Raw genomic sequence first — 21,472 nt, 5'->3', positions numbered from 1 at the left:
ATGAAATTTGATGAATTAAACATCCACGAAAGTATGCTACGAGTCTTCCAAGAGATCGGCTACGTAGAATTAACCCCAATTCAAGAAAAATCCATTCCATTCGGATTAGAAGGAAGAGATATTACAGGACTTGCGCAAACAGGAACCGGAAAGACATTAGCTTTCTTAATTCCTATTGTAAATAAAATCCTAAACGAAAATCCGGTCGGTCCTGTTGCTTTGATTCTTGCTCCTACCCGCGAGCTTGTAATGCAAATCTGCGAAGAAGCAAAGAGACTCTTAAAATACTCAGACAAAAAAGTAGCAAGCTTTATCGGCGGCACTGATTATAAAGAACAATTGCAGGACATTGAAGATAAAACTGAAATCATCGTTGCAACACCCGGTCGTTTGATTGACCATATCAAGTCCGGTAAACTTTCTCTTTCCAATATCAGCTTCTTTGTTTTGGATGAAGCAGATAGAATGTTTGACATGGGGTTTATCAAAGATATCCGCTATGTCATGAAAAAATGTCCTGACACGAAACAGGTAATGTTGTTTTCTGCTACTTTGTCTTATTATGTGATTCGTCTTGCATCTGAATACTTAAAAGATGCCGTAGAAGTTTCGATTGAATCCGACAAGGTTGTCACTGATAATATCGATCAAAAGCTAATTCATTTAGGTAGAGATGAAAAGCTTCCCTACCTTGTGAACTTGATTTTAAAAGACTCAGAAGAAGGACTTGGAATTATTTTTACAAACTTGAAAGTAATGGTTCCCGAAATAGTCAGTCGGCTTTCTAGATTTGGAATTCCTGCTACTGGAATTTCTTCTCTTCTAGACCAAAAGAAAAGAGTCCGACTCTTAAAAGACTTTAAGTTCGGAAAATATAAATACATGGTTGCGACTGACGTTGCTTCTCGTGGAATTGACGTAGATAATATCAAGGTTGTGTATAACTACGATTTGCCGATGGACACAGAAAACTATGTTCACCGAATCGGAAGAACTGCGCGGGCAGGAAAAAAAGGAAGGTCTGTTAGCTTTTGTTCCGAAAGAGATTATGCAGAGTTAGAAAAAATAGAAAAATTTTTAGGAGATAAGTTGAGCACCATTCAAGTAGAAGAAGAATTCTTGAAATTTCCAGAAGGAGAGTTTACTCCATTCATCGGGGAAAAATTACGAGAAGGCACAGCGTCTAATCAAAATAAACCGAATCGCAATTCTAATAACAAAGGCAAAGGGAATTTTCCTCCTAAGCGTAAGGATGATAGGTTCAAAGATGAAAAAGCTAGAGAGCCAAGAGAGGCGAGAAATGACAAAGGTAGAGAGGATAAATTCAAGAAAGATAAGTTTAATAAAGGTAAGCAAGGAAATTTCAAAAAAGAACCTATAAATCCACTAGAAGAAGCAAAGCTTTATTTACAAAAAGCCGATTCTGTATTAGGATCCGAAAAATTAAAACCAGCGCAAGTGCATCCTTCTAAAAAGGAAACTCATGCGCACCATAAAGATAAAGTTTCTAAAGTAAAACCAAATAAACCGTATGAGCCTAAAACACAAACTTATGATAAATCGAAACGAAATCTATTTGATATCAATGAAGCAAATCACAACAACGTGAAGAAACCGGTATCAATTTGGAAAAGAATAAAATCACTCTTTCGTCGATAATCTTCCTACTTTTTTTCTTTGGAATCGTATCTTTAAAAGCGGATACGATTTCTTTAGAAAGAGGGTATGTTAAATTCGAAGAATTAAAAAAAAGACTACCGGGTTTGCAATTCAAACTAGACAAAGTGATTTTAGTCGGTGAGATTCGTTTTAAGAAAAGCAATGAATTTAAGTTTCGAGTAGATTCAGCTTACTACATTCATAGAAATAATATCGAGAGTCTAACAAAGCCTATCCTCTACATTGGACGGGATTTATATTTACCAAGGGAAATGGTTGAGGCAATCTTCATTTATCTAATTGACACAGAGGTTTCTTATAAATTTACAGATGATACTTTGACTTTAAATTTATATCAAAAAGTGATTGTTCAACCAGAAGAGATTGGACTTCGTCATTTAATCATTGATGCAGGACATGGGGGAAAAGATCCGGGAGCAACAGCGGTTAATGGCGAATACGAAAAGAATTATACTCTTAAAATTGCCAAAATGGTGAAGAGATACATCAAGAAGAAATTTCCAAATCTAAAAATTAAGTTCACTCGAAAGAAAGATGTCTATGTGCCTTTAGAAGATAGAGCTAAGATTGCAAATAAAAAATTACGAACGAGTAGGGATACAATATTCATTAGCCTCCACTGCAATTCTACTCCGACTCCCGAAAAGAGTCCTCATGGTTATGAAGTATACTATCTAGCGCAAAGTGGTCCGATTGAGACTACTCGCGAGACATCGATTCTTACAAATCAATTAATCGATGCAAGGCGAGACCCGAAAGTGCAATACATTCAAAGTGGAATGCTTTCCTCTGTGATTCAGCGCAGGAGCATTCTCTTAGCGAAAGCAATTGATACAAAGCTCAAAGAGTCACTCGATTCTAAAATTGCAAGTAGAGGCGTGAAAAAAAATAACTACCAGGTTTTACGGGGAAGTATGATGCCAGCTGTGTTGATTGAACTTGGGTTTATCAGTCATCCACAAGATGTAAAAATGCTCGAAGAAAAAACTGTTCAATTAAAATTGGCAGAGGGAATCGCAGAAGGAATTAAAAACTATGTTATGGCAAAAAATTAAATCTGGCTTCAATACAAGCATTGGATTTTTAAAAAATCTATTTTCTAAGATATTCTTAGAAGCTACCGGTGAAACCAAGAACAATCAATTTCGTTTTTTATTTCTAGCTTCTTCTCTTGCGATTTTATTCTTCATTGTATTCATTCTAGTCGGGAAAAATCCTTTTAGCCTTTTGGTTCCATTTAACTTTTACGATCTCCCTAGTGTGGATAGGCGAACGAATGTTACCCTCTACGTCTCCGATGGTAAGACTAATTTGCTTAAGTCAAAGCGAAAGATATTGCTTGCGGATAACGATATACGAAAGAATCTAAATATCATAATAGGAGAATTGAGTCAGCCTCCCTATGATGATATAATCGAGACTACAGAGGAAAATGTTTTTCCTAAGAAGCTTCCGGATTTAAGAAGTCCGATTATCGCAGTATGGCTATTAGACTCAGATAAAAAACTCATCCTTGATTTGAATGAAGCAAGTATTCAAAAAGAATTGTCTTCTATTAAAATCAAATTAGAAGTAACAGAAGAGAATCCAGACGGCAAGAAAAATCTAGAAGAAGAATCTATCGAAAAGAAAAGATTGGAAGAATTGCAAGCTGCCCGTGTGAAAGTATTAAACACTGCACTCAGAGCTTTAGAGAAAACCATCTTCGAAAATTTTTCTACTGTAGAGACGATAGAATTTAAACTCAATGGCGTATCTAAAGACTTTGCAGGTCTTGAGTATAAACTTACGGAAGTAAAAAAGCGAAACTAATCTTGAGTAACCTCAGAATCTTTCCGATCAACTTACAGCTTTACAAGAAAAGACTAATCCTTAGATCGATTTCTATTTTCTTGATCAATCTAATCTTGCTTTCCTGGACAGTGTGGAATGCTCCCAAAGAAAGTGTTCTAAATTATCTTGCTATTTGTTCTATTGTAATTATTGCGATTGGTTTATTTCTGAATCAAAATTTCAATCGCCAGCTTTCTATTCTTAAGAATAATTACTTAGAGATTAACAACCATATACTCCAATGGTATACTGGAACCGGTAAATGCACTTCCATAAATCTAAAGCGGGTAAAGAAAATCGAAAGAGATAGATTTCGCGGATTTGATCGTTTTCTAATCTATGAAGGGGAAGCATCTGAGGCTATTCTGAATTTGCTTGAGCCAGAAGAATTTCAAATAGAGATTGAGAAATTCACAAATTTAAAAGTAGAATCCTTTGTTTTCGATTGGAAATTGCAGATTGGAAAAGCAATTGCCTTCTTTTTGCCCGCAGTTATTTGCTTTGTTCTTTTTTATTTAAAATACTTTGATATTCGGTTTTTCTTTCTTATGCTTACTGTGAATTCCATTTTCTTCTTGGTGCAATTTTCTGAGAAAAGAACGAGAGGTGGTTTCAGTGAATCAACCGTTAGACGAAGCACGATAGTTTTATTTTTAGTATTATGTTACCAAGCGTTAATTCTATTTAGCGAATAACGACTATTTACTACGATTTTCTTTTTTAATTGCATCCCTTAAGTCTAAAGCTGTTGGATTTGATGGGTCTAGTTTTAGATAATATTGTAATAGTTCTTCTGCGCGCTTGTGATTTTGACTTAAAGAATATAAATCTACTAAGTTAAGTAAGTTGTTTAGATTTTGTGGTTCTCGTAAGCGAAGGCGCTCGGCAATTTCGATTCCAGTGGAAAAGTCATTTGCCATTTTACAATAACTGGCTAGTCGATAGAAAAAGACTGTATCAGATGGAGCGAATTCGATATATCTGAGTCCCTTCTCTACGGCTAATTTATATTTGTCGATTCTTGCAAATAGAATGGATAATTGTTTTAATAACTCATGGTCATCTGGATATTCATTTGTTTGGGAAATAAGAAAATTTATTGCTTCTTCCTGTTCTTTTTCTTGCAAGTGTTTGTCTACTTTGTCTAGAATTGGAATCAGATCAGGATGAATTTCTTTTGACTTTGAATCTTTTTTGTGGAAATAAATTTTTAGAAAAGATAAATCATCTGTAATCTCTCCGTAAGTTTGAAGAGTCTTATAGATTTGCGGTAAATCACAGTTTTCCCCTTCTACAATTTGCAAGATTCGTTTAGGGTTGGAGTTAATGTTTGCAATGCTTGCCTCATCCATCATTCTAATATCATCTCTTCCATCGGAGCCAATTAGAAGCGTATCCCCTTGTAACATTTGAAAGGTTTGAATAAAAATACCTGTATTGATTTGAAGAGTTCCTAGTTTTCGAAAGAAAGATTCTTCCTCGATATATTGAGCCTTTCCATCTCGATACAGAATGCTAGGTGGATGCTCTGCATTTATATAATAGATGAATCCATTGGAGTCATCTATGAGCCCAATTACAATAGATACTAGCATTGAGCCATCGAAACTTTCGAAGATTTTGTGCATTTCGATGAATGCGTTCTTGAGCCAAATTTCAGGAGACTGCTCGGAGAGGCTAGGGGATAACAACGTTCTTTCGATGATAGATTGAAACACAGAGCCTAATATTAAGGAACCACCAGCTCCCTGAATCGACTTGCCCATTGCATCTCCATTTAAAACTACATGAAATGTTTCGCCTTGTAATTGGATTGTGTGGGTAACACAGATATCCCCACCGATTTCATTTTCTCTGTTTCTAAACTCAAATGTCTTTTTCTGTTTCACGAAAAAAGAGAAATCAAAGTTTTTACTCATTGCTAAATTTCGTCCGAGTGGTCGAAGCAATAGACTTGTTAAATAATAGTCTCCATCTTGCTGGACTTTTAGTGTTTCTACTTTTTGAAGAGAAGAATTTAACTGCTCGGTGCGAAGTTCCACTTTGTATTCTAGGTTTACATTTAGATCAGAAATTTCACGGTAGAGTGAGTTTAGTTGTTTGATAATTTCATTTAGGTTGTATGCCTGTAATCCAAAGTCGTCAGACGACATAGGCATACTTACGATAGAGAAATTTCCTTTGCCCAGTTGATTCAAGTGATCGTTAATTCCCATGATCCCGTTTCGAAATGTTTTTGCTACAACGTAGCCAACGATAATAACAGGAACAGGAAATAATAAACTCATAATTGTTAAGTGTAGACCTGGATCTTCTAATTTTACAAGTCCGGTCTTGAGTCCGTAAAGCATGTAGCCGAGCACAATGATTGGCATAATCGTAATAGCCACCATCGAAAGAATAATTCTTTGAAAAGAGTTGAATTGTGGAATTTGCTCTATTCCAATTTCGATTTGTTTTACTTTTCTTAACTTGAAGATAATATGTATTATGTTCTCACTGATAAAATAATAGGCTACATAAGAAATAGGAGTAATCATAAAAAATAGAAAGGGCGCAGTTAGATGAAGTCCCGGTCTAGGACCTGCTACTAGAAATACAAATAGATGAGAGCCAATGATTCCTGCTAACCAGCGAAGAACGATTATCCGCGCTTCGAGAAACGGATATTTTAAAAGCTTCAATTTGAGTTGCACTTTTTGCTCTTCCGAAATGGAAGTATCGGTATACATAGATTTAATTTCTCGAAGAAGTTTCTTTAAATAAAACCATCTCCAAACACAACCCATTATGATAAGGGCGGTTGCATTGATCGAGCCTGCCATGGCAACAACTACCATCTCATCTTTAGAAAGATAAGAACCAGAGCCAGTTACTACAGAAAAATAAATGGCAAATGGTAGAGGCACAACGTGAGTAAACGTTTCAAGCCGCAGTGTTAGTTTTAAATAAATATTTTTAAACATTCAGCATCAAAAAAGCATATTTTTTCTACGATGTCATGCAATAAATTTACTGATAGATTTATTTTTTCTTTTTTGATTTCTCTTCGTCGATTGCATTGCGGAAAAGTGTTTTAAAGACAAGCATTCCTTCTTCAATCGGATCTTGTTTTAACTTTTCTCTATTTAGAATCTCAGTCATCTGTAGGACTAGGAGTCCATACATCCAAGCCCACATTGTTCTTGCGATAGAATTGTATCTAGGGCGCGGCATTTCACTTGATTCCTTTTTTAAACCGTCCCGAACCGTTTTCAGAAAGACTCGGTAGCTACTTGGAGCAGCAAAGAGTTTTTTGTGTAAACCTCCGCCGGAGCTGAACATTAATTTATGAAGACCTTGGTTTTCAACGGAAAATTGCCAGTAGGTGTGAGCGATTGCGGTGATTTGTCCGAATGGATTTTCAGTCGAAGCTCTCGCTATGTTTAAATCAGCGGTTAATTTTTGTTCACCGCTATAGAGAAGTGCCTGGATGATTTCTTCTTGGTTCTTAAAGTGAGCATAGGGACTTGCTACACTACAGTTTAAATGCTTGGCAATGGTTCTCATACTTAAACTTTCAACGCCATCCGTTTGAATAATTTTCAACGCGGCAGATAAAATCTCCGCTCGATTTAGGCTGTTTCTTACTCTGCGCGGGCGTTTTTTAGCAATAGTCTTGGTCTTTCTCATAAATTTTCTTTTTTTACGTTAAAAAGCATATAAGATAAGAGCAAGTAAAATCATTCTCAGTTTAGATTTTTCTGAATTCATATCTAACACTATTCATTAGTGATTGACATATACTAACAGTGTTAAATATGTGGTAGCAATGCAAGTCAGGAGATTTACATGATACGTGTTATCGAGCCGCTGGAATCTGTGCTGGAAAGAGAGCCAACCTTAAGTGAAGTAAAAAAATCAGTTCGGATTGAATGCTTTCAGCCTGATTATACAAAGGCATCTTTGTTTTTGCTTTCAGGAATCATCCAATTTTTATTTGCAGTATGTTTCTCTTATTTGACTTGGACTTGGGGTAACTGGGCGTTATTTCCTGTTGCCTGGTTTGTTAGTGGATTTGTATTTACATCTCTTTTTGTTCTAGGCCATGATTGTGCCCATGAATCTTTTACTGGCAGTAAAAAACTCAATTCCTTCTTGGGGCATATATTATTTATCCCTACTTTTTATCCCTTTTATGCCTGGAAGTATTCTCATGCAGCACACCATCAACATACGAATGAACTCTATGCAGAGGCTAATACAGTATACTTTGACAATGCGTGGATTCCGATGACTGTGAATCAATACAAGGCAACGAAAGAAAAATATCCCTCTCATGCTTTGGCTTATAAAGTAACTAGACTTTTTATTCCTCTTGGCTCTCTCATTCACAATATGATATATCATTATTTTCCTTCCAAGTTTAAAGCAGAGCATAGGGAAAACGTAAAATTTTCTTATTTTGTTTTAGCGATCACCGGGAGTTTAATAGCGGCTAGTATTTATTATGCGACTGAAAGTCTTTTTGCAGTATTTCATTTTTGGATTATCCCTGCTTTATTCTTTCAATTCTGGATGTCTCTTTATACTTTTTTACATCATACCTCAGAGGAGATGTCTTTTTATCCGAAAGAAGAATGGAATCAATACCGGGGACAGATTAAATCTACAACCAACTACAAAATGCCTCGCCTTCTTTCTGCTTTGCATTTTCACATTGATATCCATATTCCCCATCATCTAAATATTAAAATTCCAAGCTATATGCTATTAGCCGCACAATCTGATCTAAACAAGTCTAAGTATTCCGAAGACATTGAGGAAGAAGAATTTACTTGGAAGCATTACTTTCAAACAATTCGCAACTGCAATCTCTGGGATGAGGATAAGAGCGGTTATGTTCGATTTAGTGATATTAAGTAAGGAAGATGCCACAGAGGCACAGAGAAGATTATGGAGTTGTGCCAGTTTAATTTATGTGCATCCCGTCAGAAAGAGCGGATGAGTAAATCAAATTCATGTTTGTAGTGATAGCATAATAACAAAGTTAAATTTCGAAAGCAAACAATATTCCGTATAGAGACTCTCTTTAAATCTCTCTGTGTCTTTGTGCCTCTGTGGCCAATCTTCTTATTCTATCATTTCTTTTAAATCGGTTTCAATGATTTTTGTAACCATGTCTACGGGTAAGGAAATGATATGATCACTAAAAGGCTCAGCATAAAGATTACTTAATTTATTCACGGTCAGAAACACAGTGCCAATTAAACTCATGATAGGAATAGAAAGATATTCCCATCGACTTACTTCACCACCTAAGTCAATATCACCCATAAATAATGGAATCAGCATTACATAAGAATAGACCATTAAATTAGTCAAAGCCTTGTATACTTTTAGAAAAGGAGTGTTGCGGATACGCTCTGCTTTCCCCTGCGCTTCGTAGAAACGTGTTATATGCTGCATTAAATCATTCTTATCCAATTCGTTTTTGCTCTTCCAATTCTTTTCGATGCCTAGACTAATTTCTGCAAGCAAATGAACGGCGGGATTTGATTTAGTGGAAAGCCGATTTGCTAGTTCTCCCAATTCTTCTGCGTATTTTCTTACGTTGGAGTTGTGTTGCATTTGATCTTTGAATTGATGAATGTAGACTTGTAATAATTTGATTAAATCTATAGCGATAGGCGAAATACCTTTCTTGCTCGGAAAGTAAGTGATCGCTTTTGCAGCGAAACTTCTTGATGTGCTAACAAACTCACCTAGAATTTTTCTGCCTTCCCACCATCTATCATAGGCTGTATTCATTCGAAAGCCTAGAAAAAATGCCAAAGCTAATCCAAATACAGTTCCCATTTGTCCTGATATTTTGTATATGTGATCTCCGTAAGTTTCTTCTAAAAAAATAACTCCCGCAAAATAAAGAATACATAGTCCAGTATATGGAAGAGAGAGTTTGACTAATTCGGAAATTCCTTTTCTGTCAGTTGTTATCATTTTTATTTTCTCCGATTACTGATTCGTCTGCTATTTGTTTTTTAATTCTATGTCGATTGTTTCTGCCGCCTAACGCACCTTTGAAGATGAGTCGTAGTTGGTTAATACTTTTTATTTTTAATTTCTTTTCTGCTTCACTGTCTTTTGGGTCACAATCTAAATAGGTTCCCGCTAATGTAAAGGCAGTGGCAACGATGAAGTCAGAGATAAATTCTAATTTTGAGAAGGGAATTCCTGGGCGCTTCATATCAGATGCTAGTTCAGATGCAATGAACGACATCTCGTTACGGATAGCCTGTCTTATCCGCTTACTTCCGCCGACTTGTTCGCGTGTGATAAAACGAAAAAGGAGTCGATTGTTTTTTACATAATTAAAAAAGAGAGACATGGAGACTTGAAGGGCTGTTTTGTAGGCGCCTTTCTTTCTTGCGTCGCGGAGGATAACGCGCAGTTTAACGCTCATATCATCAACTAATGCTAGCCCTAATTCTTCGATGTCTTTAAAATGTCGATAGAAGGCAGCAGGCACAATTCCCGCTTCGCCTGCAACTTCTCTCAGGCTTAAAGAGCCTAAACTCTTGTCTTCTCCCATTAATTTCAAGGCAGATTGGATTAAAGTAGTCCTAGTTCTAAGCTTTTGTTGGTATCTCTGGTTTAATTTCATTTAAATTCCTGTGTGAACACTTGTTCACTTTTTTTTATTAGTTTGGGAAAAAAAGTCTTTTTTCGGTTGACTTAAAAATTAATATGTGAAACTTTGTGAACAAGTGTTTACTCACTTAAGAGAGGCGAAATGAAAACTTTTCCATTTAAATACCATAAACCAAGCGAATATCTAGATTTATTCAATCCAAAGAACATGTTTAACTTCCTTTTAGAGGAATTAAACCCAGTATATTCCATTTCTAAGACTAGGGCTAAGATTATCAGTATACACCTAGAAACTAAAGAAACTAAAACACTTGTTCTCCGAGTGAACAAGAAAGGCTTCCGATTTCAAGCGGGTCAATATGTTCCCGTCACAGTTGAAATTAATGGTAAGCGTGTAACTCGCTACTATTCCATTTCTTCTATGCCTTCTGAAGTCAATCTTCGAATCACAATAAAGCGTCAAAAACAAGGTCTTGTTTCTAACTTTGTGCATGAGAGTTTGCAGTTAGGTGATTTTGTCGAGTTGGGAGAAGCGCAGGGAAGTTTTGTTCTTCCGAAAGCATTACCGGGCAAATTCCTATTTGTCGCAGGCGGAAGTGGAATTACTCCTGTGTATTCCATTCTAAATACTTTGCAAAATCAAAATTATACCGGTAGTGTCAAACTACTGTATTTCTCACGCACTAAAGAAGAAATTATCTTCTATTCTGATTTGAATTCTCTACGTGAAAAATTTCCAACCCTTGCAGTTGAATTCATTTTGACTGATGAAGATTCTCTCGGATTTAGAACTGGATTTTTTACAAGAGAAATGCTTTTAGAATTAGTGCCTGATTTTTCCGAAAGACTTACCTATCTCTGTGGTCCTGGAACTTTGCAAGAGAGTGTAAAGAGTATTATCCCCAAAGAGAAACTCATCTCCGAAAATTTCCAACCGTTTCTAAAGACTAGCACTAAGAGAGAAGCAAAGCAAGTAGAAGTTACTCTAACTAAGTCTCACAAGACACTGCTACTCAATGGAGAAAAAAATCTTCTAGAAGAATTAGAGGATAACGGAATCTATCCGCAAAGTGGATGCCGTATGGGAATTTGCCACACCTGTGCTTGCACTAAAAAATCTGGTGTTGTCACAAATCTCCAAGAAGGCAGTGAGTCCGAGTCCGGTGAAGAAACTATCCAACTCTGTCTAAGCCGCGCAGAAGAAAATTTAGAATTAGATATTTAAAGAATATTATAGTGTCATTCCCGAGTTTTTCAATCGGGAATCTCTTGAAGTTGAGACTCTGATTAAAAAACTTGGGATTCTTTAGACATTGAGATTCCCGATAGGGGATTTCGGAATGACAATAAAAGAAATTTAGAAGATTGAAAACAAATGAAACTATTAGAAAAAAAAATTAAGAATAACAAGGAGTTATTTATGAATACGAAAAGTAAACCATTAACAAAAGAAGAAATTGAAAACTTCGGAAAAGAATTAGAGATTATCCGCACTGAAATACTTTCGAAAGTAGGACAGGAAGATGCTGACCATATTAGAAAAGTCCAGGCGACTTATCGTTACAATGAAATTATGGGAAGACTACTGATTCATTTTAGCATGGATCCGATTACATTTGCACTCGGAACTAGTATGCTCGGAATTTCTAAAATTCTAAACAATATGGAGATTGGTCATAATGTAATGCATGGTCAATACGATTGGATGAATGATCCGGAGTTTAATTCGAATACCTTTGAATGGGATATTGTTTCTGATTCTTCCCAATGGAAATTTTACCACAACTATATGCACCATACGTACACTAACGTTGTAGGGAAAGACCATGACTACGGTTACCACTTCACAAGACTTTCGGAAGAGCAAGAATGGAAACCAGTGCATCTTTTCCAATCCATTGCAAATTTCTTTCTAGCGTTTAATTTTGAATGGGGAGTAGGCGGACATGGTTACAAAGTAGAATACTTAGAAAAACCTAAAAAACAAAGAACTAAAAAAACTCTACAAGATTACAAAGAAGTCTATAACAAGAAAATAGAAATCCAACTCTTTAAGGATTACATCGGTTTTCCGCTACTCGGTGGACTTATGGCTCCAAAAATATTTTTAGGTAACCTTCTTGCGAATACTATGCGTAACCTCTGGACGTATTCCATTATCTTCTGTGGACATTTTACGGAGAACGCAGAAACATTTACTCCTAAAGACATTGAGAATGAAACAAAAGCAGAATGGTATTTGCGCCAATTAAAAGGCTCATCAAACTTGGAAGGAAGTAAACTTTTCTATCTAATGAGTGGACATTTAAGCCATCAAATAGAGCATCATATGTTCCCTGATATTCCGGCTGCCCGTTATGAAGAAATAGCTCCAAGACTCAAAGCACTTTGTGAAGATTACGGTCAGCATTATAACAATGGAAGCTTCGTAAAACAATTTGCCTCGGTTTGGAAACGAATCTTTGCATTTTCTTTACCGGATCCATACGCAGAGAAGGTAATGGCGGCTTAATCTTTCGAAGACTCTACTCCCCCAAATTCTCTGCTTGACTTGCTTAGTGCTTGTAATTTCTGTATAAGAATGATACATTTTATTGGCGGCGAAAAAGGGGGAGTAGGAAAGTCGGTAATTTCTAGGCTACTTGCTCAATATTTCATTGATAATCAAATCCCGTTTAAGGGCTATGACACAGATAGATCACACAATACGTTTCTACGTTTTTATGAAGATTTTGCTTCTCCGACTACGGTAGATAGCTACGAACATTTAGATGCGATGATTGAAAACTATGATATGGAAAATCCAAATCGAATCATCGTTGACCTTGCTGCTCAGACAACTCTTCCATTGCAAAAATGGATTGAAGAGAGTAATGTGGTCGAACTTTCAAAAGAGTTAAACTTAAACCTAAGATTCTGGCATGTAATGGATGATAGCAAGGACTCAGTCATTCTTCTTGAAAATCTACTCAATCGATTTCAGGACAAAGTAGAATATACAATCGTATTCAATCAGGGAAGGGGAACTCAGTTTAAAATATTTGAATCATCTTCTGTTAAAGATCTAGCAGCATCCTACAATGCAACATTCGTGAATTTGAAAAAACTCCATGAGCGAACGATGCAGAAAATTGATGAAACAAATTCTAGCTTCTGGGCGGCAATTCACAATAAACCGCAAAGTCTAGGTTTAATGGAAAAAGAGAGAGTCAAGACTTGGCTCAACTCAGCCTATGATGAATTTAGAAGAATCAATGTTTGATGATTAGTCAGGCAACGCGATTATAAATTGAAGTAGATTTTTGCCACAGAGTACGGAGACAAAGAGAGAAAAAATTCTTTCTGAGAACTCCGTATCTTCTTTATGAATTACAAGCCGTGACCGTTAGGCGCAAACCTCACAACCATTAAGAAACCTTCGCGAAAATTAGAACTCAAATTCTGACTTTTTATTTCAAATTTATTTAATGATACTAGAACTCAACTATAGGTATCTAGAAAAAAAAAAGAAAAGGTCAATAAATTATTATGGCAAATAATTATATTTTTTCTAGTCTGACTTTATATGAGTATGCTAATGAGGAATATATGAAAATGAAATCGACTTATGTGTTGTTGCTTGTTTCTAGTTTAATACTAGTTGCCTGTGACAGCAAAGACAAAAAGGCTCTCCTTTTGCCGCTAGCGAGTGTAACAGGATCGCAAGCCCAAGGATCACAGGGTGTTCCTGGGGTTCAAATTACAGGAAATCCGGGAAATCCAACCGTTTCAGTATTTACAGCGAATCCAACCGTTCCTTCATCTGAACCAGAAAATACGAGACCTTCTGAGGGATCAACCTCTACTTCTAATTCCTCAGAAGCTAATATTTCTTGTTCTTTGAATAATCCAGGACATAGCTGGGGGGATCCCCACCTTAAAACTCTAGACGGTATGGTCTACGACTTCCAAGGTTTAGGAGAATACTGGTTAATCCGCACTTCTGAAGGTTCCGGAATTCAAGTTCGCCAAGAGGCATGGAAATCAAACAAGAAAGTAACGGTAAACACTGCTGTAGCAGTTAAAATCGGAACACATACTGTTTCTATGTATCTAGGTGGAAAGGTTTATATAGACAAGACTTTAACTAGCTTCACATCAGGTAAGAAAGTTGACTTAGATGGTGGTTCTATTGCTCTTACTGGAACAACTTTCAAGGCTACTTTGCCGGAAGGAACTGTTGTAAATATTACAGTCAATAGTTCTTACATAAACGTTTACCTTGGTGCAGTTAGATTAACAGGACAAGTAGCAGGTTTACTTGGTAACTGTAACGGGAACTTCAAAGATGATTTAGCTCCAAGAGATACTACTTCTGCTATTTCCCCAATTACTTTCAACAATCTCTATATGGTCTTTGGCAATAGCTGGAGATTAAAATCGGGTGAAAGTTGGTTTGAATACGGAAATGGACAATCTTTAGGTTCTTTTGATGGTATCCCGGACAAGATCACTCCAATTGATCCAGCAGCAATCACTGCAGCAGAAACTGTATGTAAAGCGCAAGGGATTACCAATAAAGTAGTCTTTGATGCTTGTGTGTTAGACGTTGCTATGACCGGAGATGCTAGCTTTGCTCAATCTATTGATGAAGCTTTGAGTATTCCAGCAGAAGGTTCGTCTGCCATTTATTACGAAGTTCTAGCTGCTATCACTGATACTTCTACTTCTGGTGGAACAGGTGGTAGTTCTGGAAACGGTGGTAGTTCTGGAAACGGCGGTAGTTCTGGAAACGGCGGTAGTTCTGGAAACGGCGGTAGTTCTGGAAACGGCGGTAACTCTGGAAACGGCGGTAACTCTGGAAACGGTGGTAACTCTGGAAACGGTGGTAACTCTGGAAATGGCGATAATTCTTGTAGCGTAGGCGATAAGGACGATCATCATGATGGGAAAGAACACCATGATGGAAAAGAGCACCATGATGGAAAAGAGCACCATGGAAATCGTGGAAATCACTACGGCAACGATGGAAAGAATAGCGACAGAGGAAAAGGAAACCAATACGGGGACCGCGATAAAAACGAAAAGAGCAAGAAAGAAAAAGATGGAGATCGCGACGATAGAAGAGATCGCGAAGGCGATGATGAGCATTCAGGAAAAGAAAAGTGTCATAACGGAAATTCTTCTGAAAGACATCATGATTCCGATGAAGAGAGTGTCTCTGGACGTTGTAAGAAGTATTTAGAAAAAACAGATACCAATCACGGTGTTTGTTCCATCTATTACATTTGGGGACAAACTAAAAAATCCAATTAATATTTAAAAAGTAGCCTGAGTAAAAGCATTCTTTTACCACGAAAGCGCGAAGGACAGAGAAAAAGATCTAGAATTTGCCGCCCCTTCTCCTTCCAGTTTTTCAAAAAAAATCATAAATAATCAGGGCTTGGTGCCAGACTCTCGTGAGATGGTTGTCAGTCTCTCGTGTGCTGGTCGTCAGTCTCTCGTGAGATGGTCGTCTGTCTCACCTGTGCTGAACGTCAGAAACATCCCCACAGAAAGCACACCCCAAAGCAATTTTTGTTGAAGGGCGAACTGCTTGTCTAAGTCTGTCAAGACAGATTCGGCTTCCTTTTCCGTAATCGGTGATTTTGTAAGTGCGTAGATTCCTTGACATTTCTCTGTGCCTTAGTGACTCTGTGGCAAGTAAACTCCAATGGCTAAAAACATTTATCGATACACAAATCTAAAAGACGAAAGCTTAAAGCTGCGCTCCATCCAAGAATATGAAGAAGCAGAAAAGAAGGTATCGCAATTAGATATAGAAATTGGGGAGATACCAGTCAAAGAACGGATTCCATTTTATCATTTGCGAACACAGGAGTTTAGTAAACTTATAGCCGCTCCTAGTCCTGATGTGCTTGTTGCAATATGTCCTTATTGTGCCCGTAAGATTTGGGCTAGGATTAAACATGGAGTATTCACACTGAATGCAAGTTTTTGGGTGATGGAATACGATGATGGAAAAACCGTTACAGATGATTCTAAATGTGAGCATCTGTTTGTGATGGACGGTGCTCTTAATTTGAATAACCAACCTATACCTGAGAAAATTTCTGCCTTTAGTTTTATTCGTCATAAGATTTATATGGGAGCAGAAGTTCCTTTTATCAAACCAAGAATCTTAGACAAAGAGGGAGTAATTGCTGTTATCCACTCTGTATTCATTGCAGAAAAGTATACCGGTTTTCCTGTTACCTATTTTTCAAAGAATTTTATTTCGCAAAGTGAATTTGCAACCGGTTGGGCAAGAGAAGAATATGTTGCGAGAGACCAAATAGTTTCGTCTGCTACATTTGTCGGAGAAAGATCGGAGCCACAAGAATATGATTTGGAAAAATGGATAGAACAAAAGAAAGTCCGATGGCTAGTAGAGGATAAGGATGATTTGCTTCTAAATAACGAAACAGATTTATATCCTTATCATCAGATTGCCGGTAGAAGAAATCCTTATCTTATGCAAGATGGAAAAGTAATCGATATTCCCAATGTAGAGGAAGTGATAACTAAAACTACACTCGAAACATTCATGCCCGGACAATAATTAGATGATAGAAGAACTGAATCCTATTGCAATTGATGTTGAGATAGTAAAATTGGAAAAGCTTCTTATCGTGTTTGCTGACGGAGCAAGACTTGTTCTTAGGTATAATGATATAGAATTCTCCTGCAATTTTTGCGATACTTCCCTTTTTGATCCATATGATACATACGAAAATGTGAGTAAGGTATTATATCCGGGTAGAAAGTTTAGAGTTATGGTTGAATTGACTGAAACGTCTACTGGGCATTATGCGAAGAAACTTTCTTCTCCTATTCTTCCAGAAATCCAGGAAGTTTATGAGCTAGATTGGATTATGAAAGGAAAGACAATTTCTGATTCTGTGGACGAATTGATTCTAGTTGATTGTGGAATTCCAATTCTTGCATTCTCCAATGAAGAAATCAATCAGAAAGGCGAGTATGGAGAATGGTTTGGAGAATTAAAAGTATGGCTCAGCGATGAAATAACTGTCGTGCGGTGATAAAAATCAATCTAATTCGTGGCTAATAGGCAAAATCTATCTTGACCATTCATCTGAACCTAGAAGCATTAAGACTTTAACGTAAAAGAGGTATTGATTCATGCAATTAAAAATTACCGTTCTAAGTTTTCTCATTCTTTCAACTGTCATTCAATGTAAAGATAGTGCAGATATAAAAACAAAACCCTTCCTCGAAGAAGGAAAAGAGATTGCCCTGCAAGCAAAAGCTGAATTAGGAAAGAATCTAATGAATGCGATTCAAGCCAAAGGAATTGTTGGATCTATTGAGTTTTGTAATACCAATGCAATTTCCTTGACGAATGAAATTTCTCAAAAACAAAATGTAAAGCTCAAGCGAGTAACGGATAGACCTCGTAATCCTGACAATGCAGCAAGTGAAGAAGAGTTAAAGATCCTACAAGCATTCAAAGCTCAGATAGCAAACAAGGAAAAGCCAAGTCCTGTTACAGTTGAAACCGAAGTAGCGCAAATAGGATATTATCCGATAGAAACAGTCGCAATGTGCTTACAATGCCATGGAGAAAAAGAAAAGAATATTTCCAAAGAAGTCGCAACTAAACTTTCTCTTCTCTATCCTACTGACAAAGCAATCGGCTATTCAGAAAATCAACTTCGAGGTATGTGGGTAGTGGAACGAAAGAAATCAATGAAATAAATCCATTTAGACCAAAGGCAAATGGATTTGAAATTCACTGCCTCCCAGTAATTCACTTTTGGCAGAAATACTTCCACCGTGTAATTCGACGACTCGTTCAGCAATAAAAAGTCCCACACCAATTCCATCAAAAGAATCTACATTGTCTGCCCGAAAGAATTTCTCGAATACATGTTTGAGGTTTTCTTCTGAAATACCAAGTCCTGTATCGCGCACTGTGATACGTGTTTCTGTTTTTAACCTTTCCGAGAATATCTCTACCTTTCCGTTTCGTCTGTTGTAATACACTGCATTTTTAATTAGATTAAACAAGACTTTGGTAAATAGAACTTTATCCGCTAGAACGTTACCCGCTACAGTGATAGTAATTTCTAATTTCTTGCGCTTGGAAATTTCTTCTACTTTAGAGAGGCAAATATCTATTATTTGCTTAAGAGCAATTTCTTCTTTCTTGAGTTTTATTTCTGTTTCCAGATCTGTGAGAAGTAAAAGATCACTTAGTAGAAGTGTTAGTTTTTCACTCTCTAGATAGATGGATTCCACATGAGCTTTTATTTGATCTATATGAGTTGGATCTGTTCCCTGTAATAGTTCCGAGAAACCGCGAATGAAAGAAAGCGGAGTCTTTAATTCAAAAGAAAGATTCTTTAAGAATGCATCCTTTGTTTGACTGAGTCGAATGTTTAATTCTTGCGCTTTCTCTAACATTTGGTTTTTCTGATTGATCTCTCTTAGCATAGAAAGAACTTTTATACTTGTTTTAGATTGTTGTAACGCAATGGAAGTTTGCAGGCTATAAACTTCTAGCGTGGTCAAGTCAGTGGTGTGAAATGCCATATCGTTAGAAGATTTTTCCAAATAGATAATACCGATTACCCGCTCATCTTGTTTGAAGCTATTGCAAATATAGGAAATCTTCTTTTCTTCTTTATCATGATGAACTAAATAAGTTCCAATTGTTTTTCCACCTTCTGCTTTCATACCACTCTCGGCGAGAGACTTGATATAACCCAGGATTGAAATTTGATGCTCGGTGATATTTTCATAATACATGGGAGTTAATTTCCCTTCTTTCTTAAGGAAGATAATTCCAAGATCTCCCCCAAGAGATTGAATGGCAGATTGAAGAATCTTAGTCATGAGCGGTTTCACATCCGAAACCTCTGAAAGTTCTCTATCCATCGAAAGAATATTTTGAATTACTTTATCTGCATCTAGAAGTTCCTGTCTGGAAACTTCTTGCACCAAACGAAATGCATCTACTGTTTCATAAGATTGTTTTCTTTCTTCGGCTGAAAGATTGAGCATTGCTTCATAGCCTTTGATTGCCTCTTTCGCTTCTGACAATTCCTTTTGGCTCAGTTCATGCAATGTTTCATAGGAACTGATAATTCCTTTTAGATCTTCAATTTCTCTTCTCAATTCTTCCAACAGCAAACCTCACTTAGTAAAAGCATGAAATCACATAGCTTTCGATGATTCCCAAACCTAGACTCTTTAAATATTATAGCTATGTCAAATTCTATTTGAATGAGATATTTAGGAAATGGAAGAAATGAAGAGTAGGGCTTTTGATAGCTTTTCAGATGACCATCACACGTGAGTCTAGGATTCTGACATTTGCGGAATTTCCTCTTGCACGAGATCCATACAACGTTAGCTTTGGGAAATTCTTTGTAAATTCTAGAAGCAAATTCCTCACACGTTTTCCCAAGGGCGTGGGTTAATCCACGCCCTTGGGAAAATACAAGGGACTTCATATCCGTAAAAAACCTTACTTGAAAGACATTGTTCAAACTCCACCGTCTATTTCCCTTGGTCGAAGAGCGATTGATGAGAGGATAAATGATTTTCCATTCGTGAAGGTGAAGAGATAATACGTTACTGGAAGTGAATACATTGATTTTTAATTCTATTGACATTCGATGGAATTAGGAGTATTTTTTATTCATGTTAATACTTCATTCAAGGAAGTTTGGTCTTGCTGTATTCATCCTCTTTATTGTTTCTCTGACGATTTTTCCGAAAGACTCTATTGGTTTGAAAGATTTACAGAAGAAGAGGATGACCCAAGAAGAACGGTTGAAAAAGTTAGAGGCTGAAAATGAAAGCTTACGCAAAGAAATGGAAGGCATAAAGAATAATCCTATTCCAGTGGAAGCGGCGAAAGATGCATTGAAAGAACCGGCAAAAGATACAACAAAGGAAATTGCAAAAGAAAAACCTGCTGAACCAAGCCAAGTGCCCGAAACTTCAACCAAGTCTACTGTAATAAAGAAATATGAAATCAAATCCAAAGGAATCAAAATTGAAATTGAAAAATTGGATGAAGAGAACCAGGGAAAGCGTTATGCGATACTTGTAGGTGTTAATGAATACCAGGATAAGGCAATTAGTAAACTCTCTAAGGCAAGAAATGATGCAAAGATTTTTGGGAAAATTCTAAAAGACATGGGACAATTCGATCAAGTCTTTGTTATGACTGATGACATTGATCCAAGAAATGATTCCGAAAATTTATTTCCAAGTAAACTCAATATTGAAGAGAAGCTTGACAGCATACTGCGATTTACCCGCCCCGAGGATATGATTGTGTTCTTTTTCTCAGGACATGGAGTTTCTGATATGGATGAAAATGGATATCTAATCGCCGTAGACACTGTAGTTGAAAAACAATTCAATACTGCTCTTTCTATTAACTCCATTGTAAATAGATTCAAGACTCATGGAATTAAAAAAAGCCTTTTGATTTTAGATGCATGTAGAGATGTTCTTTATGCGAGCAAAAGTTCTTCTCGAAACAGTATCTTAGAAAAAGAATTCACCGGTGCAGAACTTGCTGGAACTTTCTATTCTACAAAGGCTGGCTTTTATAGTTATGAAGATGATGAAACAGACTATGGTGTATTCACAAAGTATTTGGTTATGGGTTCCGAAGGACAAGCGGATACAAACAAAGACGGAGTCGTGGCGTTTTCAGAATTAGAACAGTTTGTTCAGAAAGGAGTAAAGGAATGGTCTCTCAAGAAAAATAAAAAACAAAAACCGTTTACCAAAATTTACGGAGAGAAGACGGGAGATTTAATCATTACAGTTGCAGGTGATACATCGAAAAGTCTTGTGGAAAAAAAGATCAAAGAACCATCTCGTTTAGGTTTTGTTTGGAGATCTGCATTGATTCCAGGTTGGGGTCAATGGAATAGTGGGAATCGTCTGGCAGGCGCAACTTATTTCGCATTAGGTCTTGGATTCTTAGGTTACTACTCGATGAATTTATCTCATTTAAAAGCAGCTCAGTCTGATTATAATAAAGCAATCATTCCTTATCAGCAACCTGAACTCCTACTAGCAGGATACATGAATATGCAATCAAAGAGAAATGATTTGCATAAAGCTGAGTCTACGGCTACTGGAGGTTATCTGCTACTGCTGGGTTTTTGGGTTTGGAATATCGCTCATGCAGGGTTATATACCGATTTGCCCAAAGTTGACACCTTTGCTTTTGATTATAAAATGTATAAAGTTTCCCCTATTGCAGTTGGAGCTTCAACAGAAACTTTACATTCTGTGCAGTGGTCTTGGAGATTTTAAA

The 21,472-nt window shown here is 36.8% G+C and carries 18 protein-coding genes; 13 read left to right on the top strand and 5 right to left on the bottom strand.

Annotated elements, in window-relative coordinates; genetic code table 11:
- Genes IPH52_20505 through IPH52_20490 form a run of 4 tightly spaced genes read left to right on the top strand, consistent with a single transcriptional unit; the run spans nt 1 to nt 4,208 of the window.
- On the top strand, nt 1-1,659 hold the full coding sequence (locus IPH52_20505) for a DEAD/DEAH box helicase (protein ID MBK7057383.1): 1,659 nt from the start codon (nt 1-3) through the stop codon (nt 1,657-1,659).
- Entirely contained in the window at nt 1,626-2,735 is a 1,110-nt protein-coding gene (locus IPH52_20500; protein ID MBK7057382.1) for an N-acetylmuramoyl-L-alanine amidase, read from the top strand. Before IPH52_20505 ends, IPH52_20500 begins: the two co-directional genes overlap by 34 nt.
- The gene (locus IPH52_20495) at nt 2,716-3,492 is read left to right on the top strand and encodes a hypothetical protein (protein ID MBK7057381.1); all 777 of its coding nucleotides are present in this window, start codon (nt 2,716-2,718) and stop codon (nt 3,490-3,492) included. Before IPH52_20500 ends, IPH52_20495 begins: the two co-directional genes overlap by 20 nt.
- 2 nt (nt 3,493-3,494) lie before the next feature.
- Entirely contained in the window at nt 3,495-4,208 is a 714-nt protein-coding gene (locus IPH52_20490) for a hypothetical protein (protein MBK7057380.1), read from the top strand.
- Between the two features lie 3 nt (nt 4,209-4,211).
- Here the strand turns inward: IPH52_20490 and IPH52_20485 are convergent, their stop codons facing one another.
- Together IPH52_20485 and IPH52_20480 are read right to left on the bottom strand one after the other, a co-directional pair.
- Nucleotides 4,212-6,479, bottom strand: a complete 2,268-nt coding sequence (locus tag IPH52_20485) for a serine/threonine-protein phosphatase (protein ID MBK7057379.1) — start codon at nt 6,477-6,479, stop codon at nt 4,212-4,214.
- Between the two features lie 58 nt (nt 6,480-6,537).
- Nucleotides 6,538-7,185 carry a TetR/AcrR family transcriptional regulator gene (locus tag IPH52_20480; protein MBK7057378.1) on the bottom strand — a complete coding sequence of 216 codons (648 nt, stop codon included), beginning with the start codon at nt 7,183-7,185 and terminating at the stop codon, nt 6,538-6,540.
- Nucleotides 7,186-7,344: 159 nt separating this feature from the next.
- Here IPH52_20480 and IPH52_20475 point away from each other — a divergent pair, with 159 nt between their 5' ends.
- Entirely contained in the window at nt 7,345-8,418 is a 1,074-nt protein-coding gene (locus IPH52_20475; GenBank protein ID MBK7057377.1) for a fatty acid desaturase, read from the top strand.
- A 207-nt stretch (nt 8,419-8,625) separates the two neighbouring features.
- On the opposite strand, the gene IPH52_20470 is transcribed toward IPH52_20475, so the two are convergent.
- Nucleotides 8,626-9,492: a hypothetical protein gene (locus IPH52_20470; protein ID MBK7057376.1), complete on the bottom strand. Its 867-nt coding sequence runs from the start codon at nt 9,490-9,492 to the stop codon at nt 8,626-8,628.
- Nucleotides 9,479-10,156, bottom strand: coding sequence for an HTH-type transcriptional repressor FabR (gene fabR, locus IPH52_20465; GenBank protein ID MBK7057375.1), 678 nt, complete (start codon nt 10,154-10,156; stop codon nt 9,479-9,481). Before fabR ends, IPH52_20470 begins: the two co-directional genes overlap by 14 nt.
- A 129-nt stretch (nt 10,157-10,285) precedes the next feature.
- Between fabR and IPH52_20460 the strand changes: the two genes are divergently transcribed.
- The 7 genes from IPH52_20460 to IPH52_20430 all read left to right on the top strand — a co-directional run bounded on the left by IPH52_20460 (nt 10,286) and on the right by IPH52_20430 (nt 17,880).
- The gene (locus tag IPH52_20460) at nt 10,286-11,368 is read left to right on the top strand and encodes a 2Fe-2S iron-sulfur cluster binding domain-containing protein (GenBank protein MBK7057374.1); all 1,083 of its coding nucleotides are present in this window, start codon (nt 10,286-10,288) and stop codon (nt 11,366-11,368) included.
- A gap of 195 nt (nt 11,369-11,563) precedes the next feature.
- Nucleotides 11,564-12,655 carry an acyl-CoA desaturase gene (locus IPH52_20455; GenBank protein ID MBK7057373.1) on the top strand — a complete coding sequence of 364 codons (1,092 nt, stop codon included), beginning with the start codon at nt 11,564-11,566 and terminating at the stop codon, nt 12,653-12,655.
- Nucleotides 12,656-12,718: 63 nt separating this feature from the next.
- Nucleotides 12,719-13,405: a mobilization protein gene (locus IPH52_20450; protein MBK7057372.1), complete on the top strand. Its 687-nt coding sequence runs from the start codon at nt 12,719-12,721 to the stop codon at nt 13,403-13,405.
- Nucleotides 13,406-13,737: 332 nt separating this feature from the next.
- The gene (locus tag IPH52_20445) at nt 13,738-15,438 is read left to right on the top strand and encodes a VWD domain-containing protein (GenBank protein ID MBK7057371.1); all 1,701 of its coding nucleotides are present in this window, start codon (nt 13,738-13,740) and stop codon (nt 15,436-15,438) included.
- Between the two features lie 397 nt (nt 15,439-15,835).
- Entirely contained in the window at nt 15,836-16,723 is an 888-nt protein-coding gene (locus tag IPH52_20440) for a hypothetical protein (GenBank protein MBK7057370.1), read from the top strand.
- 4 nt (nt 16,724-16,727) lie between these two features.
- Nucleotides 16,728-17,204: a hypothetical protein gene (locus tag IPH52_20435; protein ID MBK7057369.1), complete on the top strand. Its 477-nt coding sequence runs from the start codon at nt 16,728-16,730 to the stop codon at nt 17,202-17,204.
- Nucleotides 17,205-17,304: 100 nt separating this feature from the next.
- On the top strand, nt 17,305-17,880 hold the full coding sequence (locus tag IPH52_20430) for a DUF3365 domain-containing protein (GenBank protein MBK7057368.1): 576 nt from the start codon (nt 17,305-17,307) through the stop codon (nt 17,878-17,880).
- Between the two features lie 6 nt (nt 17,881-17,886).
- Here the strand turns inward: IPH52_20430 and IPH52_20425 are convergent, their stop codons facing one another.
- Nucleotides 17,887-19,302: a HAMP domain-containing histidine kinase gene (locus IPH52_20425; GenBank protein ID MBK7057367.1), complete on the bottom strand. Its 1,416-nt coding sequence runs from the start codon at nt 19,300-19,302 to the stop codon at nt 17,887-17,889.
- A gap of 528 nt (nt 19,303-19,830) precedes the next feature.
- Here IPH52_20425 and IPH52_20420 point away from each other — a divergent pair.
- Entirely contained in the window at nt 19,831-21,471 is a 1,641-nt protein-coding gene (locus IPH52_20420; protein ID MBK7057366.1) for a caspase family protein, read from the top strand.
- Nucleotide 21,472 lies beyond the last annotated feature (1 nt).

The organism is Leptospiraceae bacterium (assembly GCA_016708435.1).
Taxonomy (GTDB): Bacteria; Spirochaetota; Leptospiria; order Leptospirales; family Leptospiraceae; genus UBA2033.
The sequence above is the reverse complement of the archived record's forward strand: the minus strand, read 5'-3'. Positions and strand labels throughout refer to the sequence as shown.